The sequence below is a fragment of the Pseudoalteromonas sp. SCSIO 43210 genome (assembly GCF_054133285.1).
Genome location: NZ_CP087225.1, coordinates 3,446,491 through 3,464,422, shown reverse-complemented (window position 1 = coordinate 3,464,422; position 17,932 = coordinate 3,446,491). Strand labels below are relative to the sequence as shown.

General features: G+C 38.9%; 13 protein-coding genes and 1 tRNA gene. 12 read left to right on the top strand and 2 right to left on the bottom strand.

Going from position 1 to position 17,932, the window contains the following annotated elements; all coding sequences use genetic code 11:
* Window positions 1-108 precede the first annotated feature (108 nt).
* From LOS73_RS14850 to LOS73_RS14810, 9 genes are all read left to right on the top strand, one after another.
* Window positions 109-2,364, top strand: a complete 2,256-nt coding sequence (locus LOS73_RS14850; RefSeq protein ID WP_457933912.1) for an aminotransferase class V-fold PLP-dependent enzyme — start codon at window positions 109-111, stop codon at window positions 2,362-2,364.
* Between the two features lie 400 nt (window positions 2,365-2,764).
* Window positions 2,765-4,411: a glucose-6-phosphate isomerase gene (gene pgi, locus LOS73_RS14845; RefSeq protein ID WP_007375909.1), complete on the top strand. Its 1,647-nt coding sequence runs from the start codon at window positions 2,765-2,767 to the stop codon at window positions 4,409-4,411.
* A 272-nt stretch (window positions 4,412-4,683) separates the two neighbouring features.
* Complete coding sequence (gene zwf / locus LOS73_RS14840) at window positions 4,684-6,156, top strand: glucose-6-phosphate dehydrogenase (RefSeq protein ID WP_007375908.1); 1,473 nt, start codon at window positions 4,684-4,686, stop codon at window positions 6,154-6,156.
* Between the two features lie 2 nt (window positions 6,157-6,158).
* Entirely contained in the window at window positions 6,159-6,869 is a 711-nt protein-coding gene (gene pgl, locus LOS73_RS14835; RefSeq protein ID WP_033031335.1) for a 6-phosphogluconolactonase, read from the top strand.
* A gap of 338 nt (window positions 6,870-7,207) precedes the next feature.
* Window positions 7,208-7,912 (top strand): SapC family protein, encoded by a 705-nt coding sequence (locus tag LOS73_RS14830; RefSeq protein ID WP_007375906.1) that lies wholly within the window; start codon window positions 7,208-7,210, stop codon window positions 7,910-7,912.
* A 291-nt stretch (window positions 7,913-8,203) separates the two neighbouring features.
* Window positions 8,204-9,235, top strand: a complete 1,032-nt coding sequence (locus LOS73_RS14825) for an isoaspartyl peptidase/L-asparaginase family protein (protein ID WP_033031341.1) — start codon at window positions 8,204-8,206, stop codon at window positions 9,233-9,235.
* A gap of 194 nt (window positions 9,236-9,429) precedes the next feature.
* Complete coding sequence (hrpA, locus tag LOS73_RS14820) at window positions 9,430-13,317, top strand: ATP-dependent RNA helicase HrpA (RefSeq protein WP_457933911.1); 3,888 nt, start codon at window positions 9,430-9,432, stop codon at window positions 13,315-13,317.
* 75 nt (window positions 13,318-13,392) lie between these two features.
* Window positions 13,393-13,773 carry a response regulator gene (locus LOS73_RS14815; RefSeq protein WP_007375903.1) on the top strand — a complete coding sequence of 127 codons (381 nt, stop codon included), beginning with the start codon at window positions 13,393-13,395 and terminating at the stop codon, window positions 13,771-13,773.
* An 8-nt stretch (window positions 13,774-13,781) separates the two neighbouring features.
* Window positions 13,782-14,078, top strand: a complete 297-nt coding sequence (locus LOS73_RS14810) for a PilZ domain-containing protein (RefSeq protein WP_008135574.1) — start codon at window positions 13,782-13,784, stop codon at window positions 14,076-14,078.
* A gap of 20 nt (window positions 14,079-14,098) precedes the next feature.
* Here the strand turns inward: LOS73_RS14810 and LOS73_RS14805 are convergent, their stop codons facing one another.
* Window positions 14,099-15,289, bottom strand: a complete 1,191-nt coding sequence (locus LOS73_RS14805; protein ID WP_007375901.1) for a class I SAM-dependent methyltransferase — start codon at window positions 15,287-15,289, stop codon at window positions 14,099-14,101.
* Between the two features lie 64 nt (window positions 15,290-15,353).
* On the opposite strand from LOS73_RS14805, the gene LOS73_RS14800 reads away from it, so the two are divergent.
* From LOS73_RS14800 to LOS73_RS14790, 3 genes are all read left to right on the top strand, one after another.
* Window positions 15,354-16,085 carry an HD domain-containing protein gene (locus tag LOS73_RS14800; RefSeq protein ID WP_394366551.1) on the top strand — a complete coding sequence of 244 codons (732 nt, stop codon included), beginning with the start codon at window positions 15,354-15,356 and terminating at the stop codon, window positions 16,083-16,085.
* 16 nt (window positions 16,086-16,101) lie between these two features.
* Entirely contained in the window at window positions 16,102-16,557 is a 456-nt protein-coding gene (locus LOS73_RS14795) for a VOC family protein (RefSeq protein ID WP_457934971.1), read from the top strand.
* A 510-nt stretch (window positions 16,558-17,067) separates the two neighbouring features.
* Window positions 17,068-17,766 carry a M48 family metallopeptidase gene (locus LOS73_RS14790; protein WP_007375898.1) on the top strand — a complete coding sequence of 233 codons (699 nt, stop codon included), beginning with the start codon at window positions 17,068-17,070 and terminating at the stop codon, window positions 17,764-17,766.
* A gap of 43 nt (window positions 17,767-17,809) precedes the next feature.
* On the opposite strand, the gene LOS73_RS14785 is transcribed toward LOS73_RS14790, so the two are convergent.
* Window positions 17,810-17,894, bottom strand: a tRNA-Tyr gene (locus tag LOS73_RS14785).
* Window positions 17,895-17,932 lie beyond the last annotated feature (38 nt).

The following is a 17,932-nucleotide window of genomic DNA, read 5'->3' as shown; positions in this document are numbered from 1 at the left end:
AAGAATAGTAAACGCACCTCTAGTGCTAATTGATTATTACTCATTACCTGTAAAGTTATGTACTATTGGTAATAAGATATATTTTTTAGTAATAAGGTGCGTTTTTTAATGTCAGATTTTTTATTGCACGATGAGCCAGTAAAACAAGTTTACCTTGATGCAAACGCAACCACACCTGTGTTGCCTTGTATTGCTGATGTTGTTTCTCATACTATGCAAATTTGTTTTGGTAATCCTTCAAGTCCCCATATTACAGGCATTCAAGCCAAGCATTTATTAGAACAAACACGTCAAAAAGCACGCACTGTTATCGGCGCAAGTAATGGCGATATTTTATTTACGTCTGGCGCGACAGAAGGCATTCAAACAGCAGTAGTTTCTACGCTTATTAATGCTAAAAAATACCCAGTTAAAAACCCAGTATTATTATATGGCGCAACTGAGCATAAAGCGGTGCCAAATACACTTAAACATTGGAATAGCGTACTTGACATTAACGCTGAAGTGCTTGCTATTCCAGTGGATAGTAACGGTATTTTAGACTTAGATTTTATTGCAGAGCATATTAATAATGCATTGATGATTTGCACCATGGCCGTTAATAACGAGACCGGTGTATATCAAGATCTACCCGCTATTGAGCAGGTAATTCGTAGCCGCAATAAAAATGTATCGTGGATGGTGGATTGCGTGCAAGCGCTTGGTAAACAGGCACTCGCGCTGAGTGACACAACAATAGATTACGCCCCTTTTTCGGGGCATAAGCTTTATGCGCCCAAGGGTATTGGCTTTTTATATATTCGTAGTGGCAGTGCGTATACACCTTTTATAGCGGGTGGCGGTCAAGAGAGTGGAATGCGTTCAGGCACCGAAAATCTACCCGGTATTGCAGGGCTAAATAAGCTATTTAGTCTGTTGCTCGATAAATCAGGCAGCACATTTAAATCAGTTGATGTACTTAATTCCTATCGCAGTCAATTACAAAGTGCAATTGTAGATACCTTTGGCAATATTACATTTAATCACGACTTTGCTTATAGCGTGCCCACTACACTTAATTTTGCTGTTAACGATTTAACAAGCAAAGAGGTGATTGATTTATTTGATGCGGCGGGCATACGCGTAAGTGGAGGCTCGGCTTGTAGTACGGGGGCATCAACAAGTTTTGTTTTAGATGCAATGGGTGCAAGCAAATGGCAAAGCGAAAACGCAATTAGACTTTCGTTTGGACCAGCGGCAACACAGCAAGATATTGATAATGCTTGTGGTCGTATTCGCGCTCTAAGAACAATATTACAAGCAAACTGTTTAATCGTGTCTGACAGTACGACACCACAGCAAGAAGTGTGCGCACTGGGCCTTACTCAATTTAGGCACCAAGGTGCATGTAGTTGGCTTTATGTGAGCGATGATAAACACGCAGTTATAATAGACCCGATTATTGAGCTTATTCCGCGTTTTGAAAAAATAGCCAATACACAAAACTTAACTATTTCAGCGGTGCTTAATACTCATCTTCATCAAGAGCGAGAGTCAGCGACTAATTTGTTAACCAGCGTTCTTGCATCAAGAGTTGTAAAAGGTGAGGTTGATTCGCTAGGTTGGCCTGTAGGCGCAGCAAATATTAGCTTAGCAAATGACGCACTTGAAAAAGTTGCTACACCTGGGCATAGCAAAGATAGCGTAAGTTATTTATTAAAAAACAGTAGTGGCGAAACGCGTTATTGTTTTTGTGGTGATTTAATTCTGCCTGCAGGACTTGGCAATACTTCCCTTATGGGTGGGGATGCAAAAGCTATGGCTCGCTCTATTTTAGTAATAAGCGAGCAACTAAATAACATTAGTATTATTTGCTCAGGGCACGACTACCAACAATGTTTTGCTATGAACTGGGCCGTTCAGCAAAGCCAAACGCCATTACTCAATGCGTTAGTGAGCGGCAGTATTTCAGTTGATGAATTTGTAATTGAAAAGCAGCAGTACGATGCTTCAAAACAAGTGAATAACACACAACTGTGCGGTTATGTAAATGCGCTACCTGAAGTAGATACACTGCAATTAAATTTTGATGACGCTAAAATAATGTTAAACACCAGCGATGTATATTTAATTGATACACGCGAGCCATACGAACACGGCGCAAATAATGTTGCCCAGTTATTTAATATACTCGATGAAAAAACATTAAATATACCGCTTAGCAGAATGGCGAATGCGGTATTTGAAGGACAGTTGAACAAAAATAACAAATACATTTTATTATGCCGCAGTGGTAACCGCTCAAAAATTGCTGCTAGTAATTTAATGCAGCTGGGTTATAAAGCTGTTTATAATTTAAATGGTGGGTTAGCGCTTAGCAATTAAACAAAGATTGTAATTTATACAAAATCGGCTTTAGGGCCGATTTTTTGTTTTTAAGGTCGATTTGATCGCAAGGCAAACAAGTACAGTAATTAGTGAATAACTATATAAAGTAATTATTGTGCTTATGAAAATTCATCAATATTTCATTTTAATCAATTAAGCTATGGCAGGTGCCTTTAAAATTACAGGTAAATTAATTTATAAAATCTTTATGATACCGGTGTCAAAAGCTAAAAATTGCGTTATCATCTGCATCTAAAATTATAAAAACAGCACCTTTTTTGCATTTTTAATTATACTATCGGCGTTTTATTTTAGTGTGAATAAGCAAATTTTATCGTTTTTATTTTATAAAAAGCATTTTTAAATCAATTGGTTGAAAAATTTAGAGGGTATTCTCATGTCTAACCGAACGCAACTAGCAAGTTGGCAAGCACTCGAACAAAGTGCAGCTAAGATGAAACAAACACATCTGAAAACGTTATTTGCACAAGATGACACGCGTTTTTCTCAGTTTTCTACTCAAGTACCTGGCGTATTATTCGACTATTCTAAGCAACTTATTGATAACGATGTTTTTGCTAACTTAATGTCGCTTGCTAAAGATTGCGATATTGCATCGTGGCGCGATAAAATGTTCAGTGGTGAAAAAATTAATATCACTGAAAATCGCTCAGTACTGCATACGGCACTTCGCAATCGTGCTCATACACCACTCATTGTTGATGGTGAAAACGTGACACAAGCAGTAGATAACGAATTAGCTAAAATTAAAGTGTTTGTTGAAAAAGTTCGTAGCGGAAAATGGCTAGGCTATACCGGCAAAGCGGTAAAAGATGTTGTAAGTATTGGTGTTGGTGGCTCTAACCTTGGTCCGCAAATGGCAACCGAGGCATTAAAAGCACTGGCAGATGATACATTGAATGTTCATTACGTATCTAATGCTGACGGTGTACAAATTTCGTCTGTTTTAAAAGCCATTGATCCTGAAACAACATTATTTGTTATTTCGTCAAAAACATTTACTACGTCAGAAACCATGACAAACGCTAAAACAGCCGTTGATTGGTTTTTACAAACAGCAAAAGATGAAAGTACAATTGCAAAGCATTTTGTTGCAGTAAGTACAAATTTAGAAAAAACGGCAGCCTTTGGTATCAGCGACGAAAACGTATTCACTATGTGGGATTGGGTTGGCGGTCGCTTTTCACTTTGGAGTGCGATAGGCTTACCCATTGCTTTATATTTAGGCTACGACGCCTTTGAAGCAATTTTAGAAGGTGCGTTTGAAATAGACGAGCACTTTAAATCTGCGCCGTTTGAGCAAAATATACCATTAATTATGGCATTGCTTAGTGTATGGAATACGAGCTTTTTAGGTTATACAGCGCAAGCTATATTACCGTACGATCAAGCACTGCATATGTTGCCAGCTTATTTACAGCAAGGCGAAATGGAAAGTAATGGTAAGCACGTTAACTTTGCGGGCGAAACGGTACCTTACACCACGGTTCCAATTATTTGGGGCATGACGGGTATTAATGGTCAGCATGCCTTTTATCAGTGCTTACACCAAGGTAATGTAATTGTACCTGCAGATTTTATTGCATCAGTTAAACCACAAGTGAATGTTGATAAACATCACGATATTTTATTATCGAACTTCTTTGCACAAACAGAAGCGATGATGAGTGGTGTAGATGCAGCGCAAGTTACAGCTGATTTAACCGCTAAGGGTAAATCGCAAGCAGAGATTGATGAGTTATTAAATCATAAAATTCATCAAGGCAATCGTCCTACAACATCTATGTTATTAGATACTGTAGATGCTAAAACAGTGGGTCGTTTAATTGCACTGTATGAACATAAGATATTTTGCCAAGGCATTATTTTAGAAATATGCTCGTTTGATCAATGGGGTGTAGAGCTTGGTAAAGGGTTAGCATCTAAAATTGAAAGTGAACTCACTGATGAAAGCGTAAAACACGCCCATGATAGTTCGACAAACGGCTTAATGGCGTACTACAAGCAAAACCGTACGCAGTAAAAAATTCGCTTACGTAAGTAAGTAAACCGAGTACCTTTGAACGGGTAGCGCTGGAGTGCTTAGGGTCTGTATTTTTGTGAGAGGAGATACAGGGCCCCTAAGGCTCATTTAATAAGCGCAAATGATAAAATAAATAATAATAAATCATCAATACAGAACAATTCAGCAGGCTTTTATTTAAATACAGTTATAAAAGCCATCTAATCTAGCAATAAATAGGCATACCCGCGCATTTATAAAATGTACTGGGTATCACAACGTAGAGAGTAACTATGCTTAATCCTTTTGATATTATAATTTTTGGGGGCGGTGGTGATCTTGCGTTACGCAAATTACTACCTGCAATGTACAGAGCATATCAAGAAGGTAATTTACCTGAAGGCTCACGTATCCTGCCAACAGTGCGCGAAGAATCTAAACGTGCTGAATACGTAGAAACAGCGCATAAAGCATTACAAGAATTTTTAAGCAAAGGTGAGTTTAACGCTAAAGATTGGAAAGCGTTTTCTACTTTTTTAGTGCCAGTAGTAAGTAATGTTACAGAAGCGGATGATAATTGGGATGTGCTAAAAGGCATTCTAGATGAGCACGAAAGCACTAAATCGCGTGTGTTTTATTTATCTCTTCCGCCAGCTGTATACGGCACTTGCTGTGAAATACTTTCTACGAAAGGTTTAATTACCCCTACATCACGTGTTGTTGTTGAAAAACCAATTGGCTATTGCGGTGATTCTGCTGAAGCAATTAACGGAAAAATTGCAGAGTTTTTTAATGAAGAGCAAATTTTCCGAATTGATCACTACTTAGGTAAAGAAACAGTACAAAACTTAATGGCGCTGCGTTTTTCAAACTCATTGTTTGAAAATATGTGGGATGCTAAGTCTATTGATAACATCCAAATTAGCTTATCAGAAACGGTTGGCCTTGAAAGCCGCGCTGGTTTTTATGATAAAGCTGGTGCACTTCGTGACATGGTTCAAAACCACTTGTTACAGCTACTGTGTTTAGTTGCAATGGAAGCGCCCAATAAACTTAACGCCAGCAGTATCCGAAATGAAAAGCTAAAGGTATTAGAAGCACTTCGCCCACTGAATGGTAGCGATGTTGATGAAAATATTGTGCGCGGTCAATATGTGCCTGGTGACTTAAATGGTAAAATTGTACCCGGTTATCTTGAAGAACTAAAAGAAGGCTCTAGCAAAACAGAAACCTTTGTTGCGATTCGTGCACACATTGATAACTGGCGTTGGGCTGGTGTTCCATTTTATCTTCGTACAGGTAAGCGTATGGCTAAGCGCTGTGCAGAAATTGTGGTTGAATACAAAAAAGTATCTCATAATATTTACGAAGATAACGTAGGTAATATTGAGCCAAATCGCCTTGTTATTCGCTTGCAGCCAGAGGAAACAATTCAACTAACGCTTATGTCTAAGCGCCTCGATAATTTGGAAATGCAACTTGAACCAGTAACGATGAATATTGAGCTTTCACAAGCTTACAGTAACGGTTTTCACTCAGATGCATACAAGCGTTTAATGCTTGATGCGGCTGCCGATAACCCATCGTTATTTATTCATCGTGATGAAGTACGTCAAGCGTGGAAATGGATTGATCCAATTATTGACAGATGGCAAGAAAAAGGCAAACCGGCACTTTATCGTGCAGGTAGCTGGGGTCCTGATGATGCCGATGAGTTATTGGCAGAGAAGAGCCATGTATGGTTTAACGCGGGCGATAAGGCATAAATATGGCAACATTAGTTGAGAAATTTTTTGATAATAAAGATGCGTTGACGAAAGAGCTTTCAGCAACGCTTGAGCAATCACTGCGTGATGGTATTAAAAATGATGGACGTGCTGTATTGATGGTATCAGGCGGTTCATCACCAGCACCTGCTTATAAGCATTTATCAACCCTTGATTTAGATTGGCAACATGTTGATGTTGCTATGGTTGATGAGCGTTGGGTAGACTCAAGCCATGAAAAAAGTAATGAAGCATTTATTAAAAGTACATTATTACAAAATCATGGTAGTGCTGCTAACTTTATTACTATGAAGAACACTGCTGCAACGGCCCAACAGGGCACACAAGAGTGTGAAACGGCTTATAGCGAACTAAAAATACCATATGATGTGACTATTTTAGGTATGGGCCCAGATGGCCATACAGCGTCGTTATTCCCAAATGCAAACGGTTTAGAGCATGGTTTAACAACCACACAATCAGTGTGTGCTATTAACGCGATACAAAGTGAAGTAACCGGTAGTATTACTGAGAGAATGACACTAACTTTAAATGCCATTGCGCAATCTAAAGTCGTTAAGCTTTTAATTAGCGGTGAAGAAAAACTCGCTGTTTATAAGCAAGCAAAAGCGGGGGGCGATGTTAATGATATGCCACTTCGCGCTGTACTTAACCACCCAAGCATAAATATTGAAGTGTATTGGGCGCCTTAAATTAAAGTACCAATGTGATTTTTAAAGGCAGCTTATATAAGCTGCCTTTTTTATTTGCTCAAATTTAAGTCTAAACACTATAAATAAACGCACTCTGACTGTTAATCAATGTGAATGAGTATCCGTAGCTTGTATTAAAAATAGTCATTAAGTGTATTGTTTTTAATCTGATTTTATGTGTTTTGGTTGTGTGTTTTTTAGCAACGCTTGGATTTAGTTAAATTTTATTTTTTGATGACGACTGTCATAAAAGTTTCCCTTCCTTTTTGGTTTCAAAAGCATTAGCCTTAAGGTATTAAAAATGAAACACATAAACTAAAAATAAACGGAGCAGTAACATGGCGGAGCAACAAGTACAGCCTTTACACAACGAAAAACATGCCAACATTAAAATTAAAAATGGCATCAATGTAGAATTCATGAAAACTCAACATTTAGTGCCAGTAGTTGCACATGAGTTTGCACGTGTAGCAAACGAGTTTCCAATGTCATTCGTTAAAAATAACGAAAATGACACTTACCAAGCTGTCGCTATGTTTGGTCTTGAGCCAGGCGAAAACCTTTTTGTAGAAGATGGTAAATGGACAGCAGCATTTGCACCAATGGCATCTACTCGTTACCCACTGGGTCTAGTTAAGCACCCAGAGCAAGATCAATTCGGCATTGTAATTGATGAAGCAAGTGCGCTTGTTGGTGAAGATGAAGGCAACGCATTATTCGAAAATGGCGAAGAGACTGATTACCTAAAACGTCGTAAAGAAGCGCTTGTATCTTTTATTGAGTTTTCTCAAGTAACTGAAGCGTTCACTAAATTCCTTGCTGATAAAGAGCTACTAATTGCGCAAACGCTTACAGTAGACATTAAAGGCGAGAAAAAAGACATAAACGGTATTTACCTTATCGATGAGAAAAAGCTAAACGAGCTAAGCGATGCTGATTTCCTAGAGCTTCGTAAACGTGGTTACTTAGCACCAATTTATTCTTTCTTAACGTCTACTCATCAAGTAGCACGTTTAGCGCGTTTAAAAGCTCAACAAGCTTAATTATACCAATTGCATTAAATTAGTGTTCTATTATAGCAATAAGAAAATAGCTCAATAACAAGGCTAAAATTATGATACATAGTTGTTCTATATAAATAATTTTCAACGTAGTTAGTGAGCTATTTAATACGCTAGAATAATCATGTTTTTAATAAAATTGGTATTACAAACACGTTAAATTTTGAAAAAGCGCCTTAAGGCGCTTTTTTTATGTCATTAAACTCACTTTGGTTGAAATTAAGCCCGCAACCATTCACATTGGTTTATAACTTCCCCATAAAAGAACTCATTATGAAAATACCATTATTAGCCATTTTTGCGAGCAGCCTTGTTGCTTTAAGCAATAGTGCATTAGCTGCAGAGACTCCTTTTGCCATTGCGATTCATGGTGGGGCAGGGACAATAGAAAAAGCACGATTTACACCCGCTCAAGAAAAAGAGTATCGGGCAAAATTAACGCAAGCAGTAGAGACAGGTTATAAAGTATTACATCAAGGCGGCGAAAGCTTAGATGCGGTGACTGCAGCAATTGCAGTATTAGAGCAATCCCCTTATTTTAATGCAGGGCGTGGAGCGGTATACACTTACGATGGCGGACATGAGCTTGATGCATCAATAATGGATGGTCGAAACCGTGAAGCAGGTGCAGTTGCGGGTGTAAAGCATATTGAGAGCCCAATTAATTTAGCGCGTTTGGTAATGGATAACTCTGTACACGTAATGCTCAGTGGGCAAGGCGCTGAAGAGTTTGCTAAAGAGCAAGGTGTTGAACTTATCGAAAATAACTTGTTTGATACCGAGCCTCGCTACAAAGCACTTTTAAAAGCAAAACAAAAATTAGATAAAGCCAAAGCAACCACTAAAGAGTACCAAGCCGCGCACAAAGCATTACCTAACTCTTACAAAATGGGCACGGTTGGCGCAGTGGCGCTTGATAAAAATGGTAATTTAGCAGCAGGTACATCAACCGGTGGTATGACGGCAAAACGTTATGGCCGCGTGGGGGATGCGCCGGTAATTGGGGCCGGAACATTTGCTGAAAATGAATCGTGCGCGGTATCAGCAACAGGGCATGGTGAATATTTTATTCGCTATAACGTAGCAAGCGATATATGTGCGCGCGTTAAGTACCAAGGTAAAACCATAGCCGAAGCAGGGGATGAAGTTATAAACGGTGTGCTTAAGCCCATTGGTGGCACTGGCGGCGTCATTATTATTGATACTAAGGGTAATATTAGCTTGCCGTTTAATACCTCTGGCATGTATCGAGCTAGTAAATCGAATACGCAAGCGACCTACGTGGGCATTTTTAACGACGAATAAGCCAACGTCATTTAATTTATTCAATGTAGTTAACGCTGAAAATAACTGCTTAAAATAAATTTATTATTCACCGTTTAGTTCAATAACAGCGTTTATATAACAAACAACCTCGCGTTATGCATTTTGTAGGATTAACCCCAGCCGTTTAATTTGATACAATTACGGCTCTTTAACTAATTTTATAAGGTATGCGGGTGGTAAACCTAGGTCAGTTGTTTGGCGAGCTAAAAACGTGCTTAAAAAAAGATCAATTCATTTTCAAAAAACGCTTACATGGCGTAAAAAAAATAACCGATGAAAACAAGCATGCCAACGCGCTTGAAAAAATAGCGGCTGATATAACCCGTAGCCAAGAATTACGCGATAAGCGCTTAGCTGGCCTCCCTAAAGTGACTTACCCTGAGCAATTGCCAGTAAGTCAAAAAAAGGAATTAATTAAAGACGCCATTGCAAATAACCAAGTGGTTATTATTGCCGGTGAGACGGGCTCAGGCAAAACAACTCAAATACCTAAAATGTGTTTAGAGCTTGGTCGTGGTGTTGATGGTTTAATAGGGCATACGCAACCACGTCGATTAGCAGCGCGTACCGTGGCTAATCGTATTGCTGAAGAAATGAAGTGTGAGCTTGGTCAGCAAGTTGGCTTTAAAATACGTTTTAGCGATCAGGTTTCTAATAATACGTATGTAAAACTGATGACTGACGGTATTTTACTGGCAGAAATTCAGCAAGACCGCTTTTTAAATCAATACGACACGATTATTATCGATGAAGCGCATGAGCGTAGTTTAAACATCGACTTTATTCTAGGTTACTTAAAAAACCTACTTCCAAAACGCCCTGATTTAAAAATAATAATTACCTCAGCGACTATTGATCCTGAGCGCTTTTCAAAGCACTTTGATGATGCGCCCATTATAGAAGTATCGGGTCGTACTTTCCCTGTTGATGTGCGCTACAACCCTATTACTGATATTAATAAAGATGATATGGAAGCGGAGGGCGATCAGCTACAAGGTATTTTTGATGCCGTTGATGAGCTGTGCGCTGAAGGCCCTGGCGATATTCTCATATTTTTAAATGGTGAGCGTGAAATACGCGATACCGCTGATGCACTTAGCAAGCGTAATTTAAAACACACCGATGTATTGCCACTTTATTCGCGCTTATCTAACGCAGAGCAAAACCGTATATTTGCGCCACATTCTCGTCGCCATATTATTTTATCGACTAACGTAGCCGAAACGTCACTCACCGTGCCGGGTATTCGTTATGTCATAGACCCAGGTACTGCGCGTATAAGTCGCTACAGCTATCGTACAAAAGTACAGCGCTTGCCAATAGAGCCTATATCACAAGCAAGTGCTAATCAGCGTATGGGTCGTTGTGGACGTGTTGAAGCGGGTATTTGTATTCGCTTGTACTCTGAGGATGATTTTTTATCGCGCCCAGAGTTTACCGACCCTGAAATACTGCGTACTAATCTTGCTTCAGTTATTTTGCAAATGTTGGCACTCGGGCTTGGTGATATGGCGCAATTTCCGTTCGTGCAAGCGCCAGATAGCCGTAATATAAGTGATGGTCTATCGTTATTAGAAGAACTACAAGCAGTAAAACCAGACAAACGTGATAACAAAACGAGTTTAACCGCTTCAGGTAGAGAGCTTAGCCGATTACCGGTTGACCCTCGTTTAGCTAAAATGGTACTTACGGCCCATAAACTTGGCGCATTGCGTGAAGTGATTATTATTGTGGCAGCATTGTCCATTCAAGACCCACGTGAACGCCCACAAGAAAAACGTGCTGCGGCCAATGAAAAGCACGGTCGTTTTGATGATCCAGATTCTGATTTTATCGCTTTTTTAAACTTATGGAATTACCTAGAAGAGCAGCAAAGCGAGCTGACTAATAGCCAATTTAGGAAGCTGTGTCAAAAAGACTTCTTAGCCTATATGCGCCTGCGTGAATGGCAAGATATTGTTTATCAAATAAGTACTGTGTGTAACGAAATGGGCATGAAAGCAACCAGCCAAGCGGCTGATGGCGAACTCGTTCACAAAGCGTTACTAAGTGGAATGCTGAGCCACATTGGCTTTAAAGATGAGAAGCAAATATACAAAGGTGCACGTAATAGTCAGTTTCATATTTTTCCGGGTTCAGGTTTATTTAAAAAGAGCCCTAAATGGATTATGTCGGCAGAGCTGGTAGAAACCAGTAAATTATATGCCCGCACAAATGCAAAAATAGACATTAACTGGGTAGAACCATTAGCACAGCACTTAGTTAAACGTAGTTACACAGAACCTCATTGGGAGAAAAAGCCAGGTGCGGTAATCGCGTTTGAACAGCAAACTTTATACGGCTTACTTGTTGTAAATAAACGCCGCTGTGTTTATAGCAACATAGACCCTAAAGTGAGTCGAGAGCTTTTTGTGCGCACTGCATTAGTTGAGCAAGAACTGGGCTTAAATGAGCGCTTTTTAGCATTTAACAGTGAGCTAATAGAAGATATTCAAGTTCTGGAAAATAAGTCACGTCGTCGTGATATTTTAGTTGATGAGCAAACGTTATTTGAATTTTACGATAAAAAAATACCCAAAGAAATTAATAACCGCGCTGCATTTTTAAAATGGTATAAAACACAAAAACAACAAAATAAGCATTACTTACACATGACTCGTGAAGAGTTAATGCAGCATGGTGCAAGTAATATAACCGAGTTTGACTACCCTGATACATGGCAGCAAGACAATATTATATTGCCGCTTGCTTATCATTTTGATCCAGGCCAAGCCGTTGATGGCGTTGCGGTACAAATACCGGTCGCGCTGTTGAATCAAGTGCAAGAAAGTGGTTTTGACTGGCACATACCAGCATTTAGGCATGAGCTAATAAGTGGACTTATAAAGTCATTGCCTAAATCGCTTCGTCGTAATTTTGTGCCAGCACCAAACTATGCTGATGCAGTGCTGGCAGCTATTGAGCCAATGCAAGGGAGCTTAATTGATGCATTAACGACGCGTTTATTGAGAATGACAGGTGTAAAAGTTGATCCAGAGGCATGGGATTTAACCGCGCTTGCACCGCATTTAAGATTGCAGTTTGAAGTACGTGATGAACACGATAAGTTACTTGCTCGTGGACTTGATTTAGCCAAACTTAAAGCAGAGCTGCAAGGTGAAGTAACCGAAACACTCTCTAAAGTAGCCGATAAAGGCATTGAAAAATCAGACCTAACACAATGGGATTTTGGTGAGCTGCCATCTTCATATGTTAAAAAACAAGGCCAATATGAGATAAAAGCATACCCTGCGCTGGTGGATAAAAAATCAGCCGCTGCAGTGGAGCTGTTTGATAACGAAGCAAAAGCGCAGCAAGCACATCAACAAGGTTTGCGCCGTTTAGTGTTATTAAATGTGCCATCGCCAATTAAGTATTTACAACAAAACTTACCGAATAAAGCAAAGCTGGGTTTGTACTTTAATCCATTTGGTAAAATAGCTGATTTAATTGATGACTGTATAGCCGCAGGTGTCGATAGCCTATTAGTTAAACACGGTGATATACGTGACGAAAAAGCATTTGAAACAGTAAAAGAGCAAATACGCGGTGAGCTCGGTGATGCTGTTGTGTCGATTGCAACGCAGGTTGAGCAAGTATTAAGTATTGCTCACGCGCTGCATAAAAAAATGAAAGGGCGCGTTGATTTAACCATGATAACGGCGCACGGCGATATAAAATCACAGCTTGAGTCACTTATATTTAAAGGTTTTGTGAGCGCGCATGGCGCAGATAAAATAACGGATTTAATCCGTTACCTAAAAGCTATTCAAAAACGCTTAGAAAAATTACCAGTTGATCCAAACAGAGATAGGTTATGCGTACTTGAACTTGATAAAGTGGCAATTGAATATAAGAAATTAACTAATAAAACACCTAAAGGGTTGCCAATTCCCCAAGAAGTAACCGCTATTTTTTGGATGCAGCAAGAACTAAGAGTCTCTTTGTTTGCCCAAACATTAGGAACTCCTTATCCTATTTCATCAAAACGCATTTTAAATGCAATAAAAGAAATAGAATAAAACTTGCATTTTCTATTAAGCTTAGTACCTTAATGGGAGGACTTATTTTTGCTTTGAGAAGGAAACGGCATACCCATGTCCTCATTGATCGAACCTAAAACACGACGGCTGCTAGTCGTCGACGACGAGTATTTTAATTATGAAATTCTTAAAGCAGCACTCACTGCTAAATTTGATGTGAGCTATGCTGATTCAGGTAAAAGTTGTTTAGCATCAGCGGTTGCTAATCCACCTGATATAATTTTACTTGATGTGTGCATGCCAGGACTTGATGGTTACGATACATGTCGTATGCTAAAACATACCCCGGAGACAAAAAATATACCTATTGTTATGGTATCTGGCCTTGAGTCGGAGTTGGAGAAAAAAGCCGGATTTGACGCAGGATGCGATGCTTATGTAGTAAAACCATTTTCAATGAGTGTATTGTTAGAGCAAATTAATACAATAGTTTAGAGGGATTTATGTTCACAGATGACAAACGAAACTTTAGACGTATGCAGGTAAATGCGACTGCAAATTTAACAACAGTGGAGCCAGTAGCTGGCTTGAATTATACGGCAGAGTGTGTTGATTTGAGCGCGACAGGGTTATCATTGCATTTGGATGATTTACTTGAGCCAGATACTATTTTAACAGTTGATATAGCGTCTACTCACCCTAGCATTGCACCGTTAAAAGCAACGGCTAAGGTAATACGTGCCAGCAAAGAAGATGATGGCACAATAACAGCAGGCCTTGAAATCATTCAGTTTAACTAATTAAATTGAATGATTAGATATTAAAAAACCTTACAAATTAAGCCTTTTAAGTAAAAGCCTTCAGGGTAGCTACCCGCAATTGGGTGATCGGCTGCTTGATTTAATCGTTCCATTATAAGTAGATCTTTGCCCGCATCAAGAGCCGCATCAGCAACAACTTTTTGAAATAGGTTTTGCTCCATTAAGCCAGAGCAAGAGAATGTCAGTAATGTTCCACCTGGTTTTAGTATTTGCATGGCAATCATGTTGATGTCTTTATAACCACGACACGCGCCCGTTAGCTGCGCTTTATTATCAGCAAACTTTGGTGGATCCATTACGATGGTATCAAACTGTCTGCCTTCGTCGCGGTATTGACGCAGTAACTTAAAGACATCTTGCTTCACAAAATCAACTTTATTTAAGTCTAAGTTATTATGCTCAACATTACGTTTAGCAGTATCTAACGCTGGTTGCGATACATCAACGTTAGTGACATGCTCACACCCGCCACGCAAAGCGTACAACGAAAATGTACCTGTGTAACTAAAACAGTTAAGTACCGTTTTGTCTTTTGAAAAACGCTCAAGTGCAGCACGGCTATCGCGTTGATCTAAGTAAAATCCGGTTTTATGACCTTCAATTATATCGACTTCAATTTTTAAGCCGTTTTCTTCAATAAGTACAGGTTGTGTTGGCTCATTACCCCAAAGAACACCTTTAATTGGCTCCAAACCTTCTTTTGTACGTACTTCTACGTCTGAGCGCTCGTATATGCTAGAACCTGGAAAAATAGCCATTAACGCGCCAACAATCTCGCCTTTATGACGCTCGGCACCCGCACTTAGTAACTGACAAACTAGTACATTATCAAATTTATCGATTGTAACGCCTGGTAAGTAATCAGACTCAGCTGCACATAATCTAAAGCCTGTTAATCCGCCTTCTTCTATTACTTGGCTCCGTGCTTCTAATGAGCGACGTAAACGGCGTTCAAAAAAGTTTTGATCGATGATTTCTTTTTCATCAAAACTCCAAACACGTGCACGAATTTGTGAATGAGGGCTATAAGCAGCAGTTGCTAAAAACTTACCTTCGCTATCGTGAATCGTTACTGTGTCGCCTAATCCAGGTTTACCTTTAATTTTTTTGATGGCTTTTGAAAATAACCAAGGGTGTTTTCTTTTTAATGATTTATCGCGACCAGCTTGTAGGTAAACGGCAGATGACATAAGGCTTCTCAGTAGTAATAAATAAGCGCTGTATTTTAGTCAAGCAAGGAGCAACATACAATGAATGTTTTGCAAGAGAGCTATAAAGCACGGTAAAGTACTAATAATTCACTTATTAATTAGCTTTTGGAACCTGAAAGTGCCTGACGCCGTTTTAAGCCCCGATTTACAAATACTTAATTCACAATGCAGAGAATTGATAACCTCTTTAGTGCATGCCGATGTGGCTCACGATATTACGCATATAGAGCGAGTGGTGCGCGTTGCAATAAAACTATGTAATGCAGAGCAGGCTAATATGTCAGTTGTATTACCTGCAGCGTGGATGCATGACTGTGTGGCGGTGGCTAAAAACCACCCTGATCGTGCAAAAGCCTCTACTATGGCAGCAGATAAGGCACTGGAATTTTTAAAATCGATTGATTATGACGAGTCACTTTTTGATGATATTCATCATGCTATTGCGGCTCATAGCTTTAGCGCAAATATAGAAATTAAAACAGTTGAGGCGCAAATAGTACAAGATGCTGACAGAATGGATGCACTAGGTGCGATTGGAGTGAGTCGATGTATGAAAGTTGGCGGCTCAATTTCTCGGTTATTGTATAACCCAGAAGACCCTTTTTGTATTGAACGAGAAGCTGATGATAAAAAATATACACTTGATCATTTTTTTATAAAACTATTACATATTGCTCAAAGCATGAATACCCCATCAGCTAAAGCAGAAGCGAATAGGCGTACAGTTTACATGCATGAGTTTTTAGAGCAATTAAAGTCAGAAATTGGTGAGTAACGTGGATAATAAAAATATGCCTAAATTGTCAGGTATTGATCATTGCCATTTGAATGTTGAAAATTTATCGAATGCAGTTAAATGGTATGAGCGCGTTTTAGGTTTTAGTATAGTACCCGAACTTGCTTTTTGGAATGAGGACGGACGAGGACCTTTAACGCTCGAGGATGCTAGTTCAACGACTCGTTTAGCACTTTTTGAAGGTGAGGGGCGCAGTAAAGGAATTGCATTTTTGGCAACAGGGGAGCAATTTATACAGTGGCTTAGTCATCTTGAAAGTTTAAATATAAAAGCGGTTCTTGCTGATCATGGTGTAACGTTTTCAATGTATTTTAAAGATGACAGTGGTAATAGCCATGAGATCACATCTCATGATTACTCGTATATAAAACTTTACTATCCATCGGTTAACTTAGGTTCGCATTCATCTAAAAAAGCTAATGTAGTTAATCCTATAATTCCCATTATATGAATTTATGTGTAAGTTTTTATCATACTGCTATCACTTTGAATAATATCTAATTGGGGTTTATTCGCTGCTTTTTTGTTTCAAGTGAAACTGTATTTTTTAGCAATTATTTGTGCTTGTACAGTTAACATAAGTGCCAGACATGCGCTGTTTTTAGGATTCAACCTAAAGGTAATTTACGTTTTGTCGCTGCACAAATATAGGTGAAAATCGTGATCAGGACGCAGAAGCTTTGCTAGGTTTTTACTTGTTTTCACATGGATGTAAGTCAGTAAGGTAACGCATGAAAAGTTACCGACCCCACTAGGTGACACACCTCACGCAGCGATTAAATCGCTCTTAGATAAAATGAACTTTAATATTGTAAGGTCAGCAAGGCTTGGTCTTCTATTATCGTTTGAAGCAGTTAGATATAAAGTTTTCACTTAGTTATAGACCTGTTTTTTATTATTAATTAGATCCCATACTTAAGCCTATTGGTATAAAATATTAGAAATTTCGTGTTGGTTAAATGTGGTAGAACTGTTGTTTGAGTATCAATTAAAGCGAAGTGCCCGACGTAAGACTGTTGCTATTAAAGTGCACCAACGGTCAATAACCGTTTATGCGCCTCATTATGTTCCTAAAAAACAGTTGGATTTATGGTTGGTTGAGAAACGAGATTGGGTAAATAGCCAACTTGATAAACAGATTAATATTGCAGACTCAAAGCAATATCCACTCGAAACACATAAAATTCTAATTTTCTCAAATCTTATAGACATAACGTTTGAACACGCTTTGCATTCTCAAGTTATAGAGCATGAGAATACATTAAGCGTATTGTGTTCTTCTCGAGTGAGCCATAAAAAATTGAAGTATAAAACATTACTTGAGGCGTATTTAACTGAAAAATTAGGATTATATATTGATATGCGTCTTGCCCACTTTTGTAAACTAATGGAGGAACCTTTACCGAATGATTTACGAATACGTATCTATAAACGTAAATGGGGGAGTTGTAATAGTAAACGTGAGCTTACGTTTAACTTACTCTTGATTGGAGCCAAAAAATCAATTATAGACTACGTCATAGTCCACGAGTTGGCTCATTTACGTCACTTAGACCACAGTCGTGTATTTTGGCAACGTGTAGCTAAGTTTTATCCGGATCATAAGATAGCATCAGATTGGTTAAAGAATAATGGACAAAGTTTACAGTGGGAATTTTAAAAAATTATTGAAGTTTAAAATATAAGGTATTTTAGAAGAAAAGTGGTGGAGGGAGCTGGATTCGAACCAGCGAAGGCTGAGCCGTCAGATTTACAGTCTGATCCCTTTGGCCGCTCGGGAACCCCTCCACACTAATTTTGTTACACTTGGCCCCACTTAACTTAGC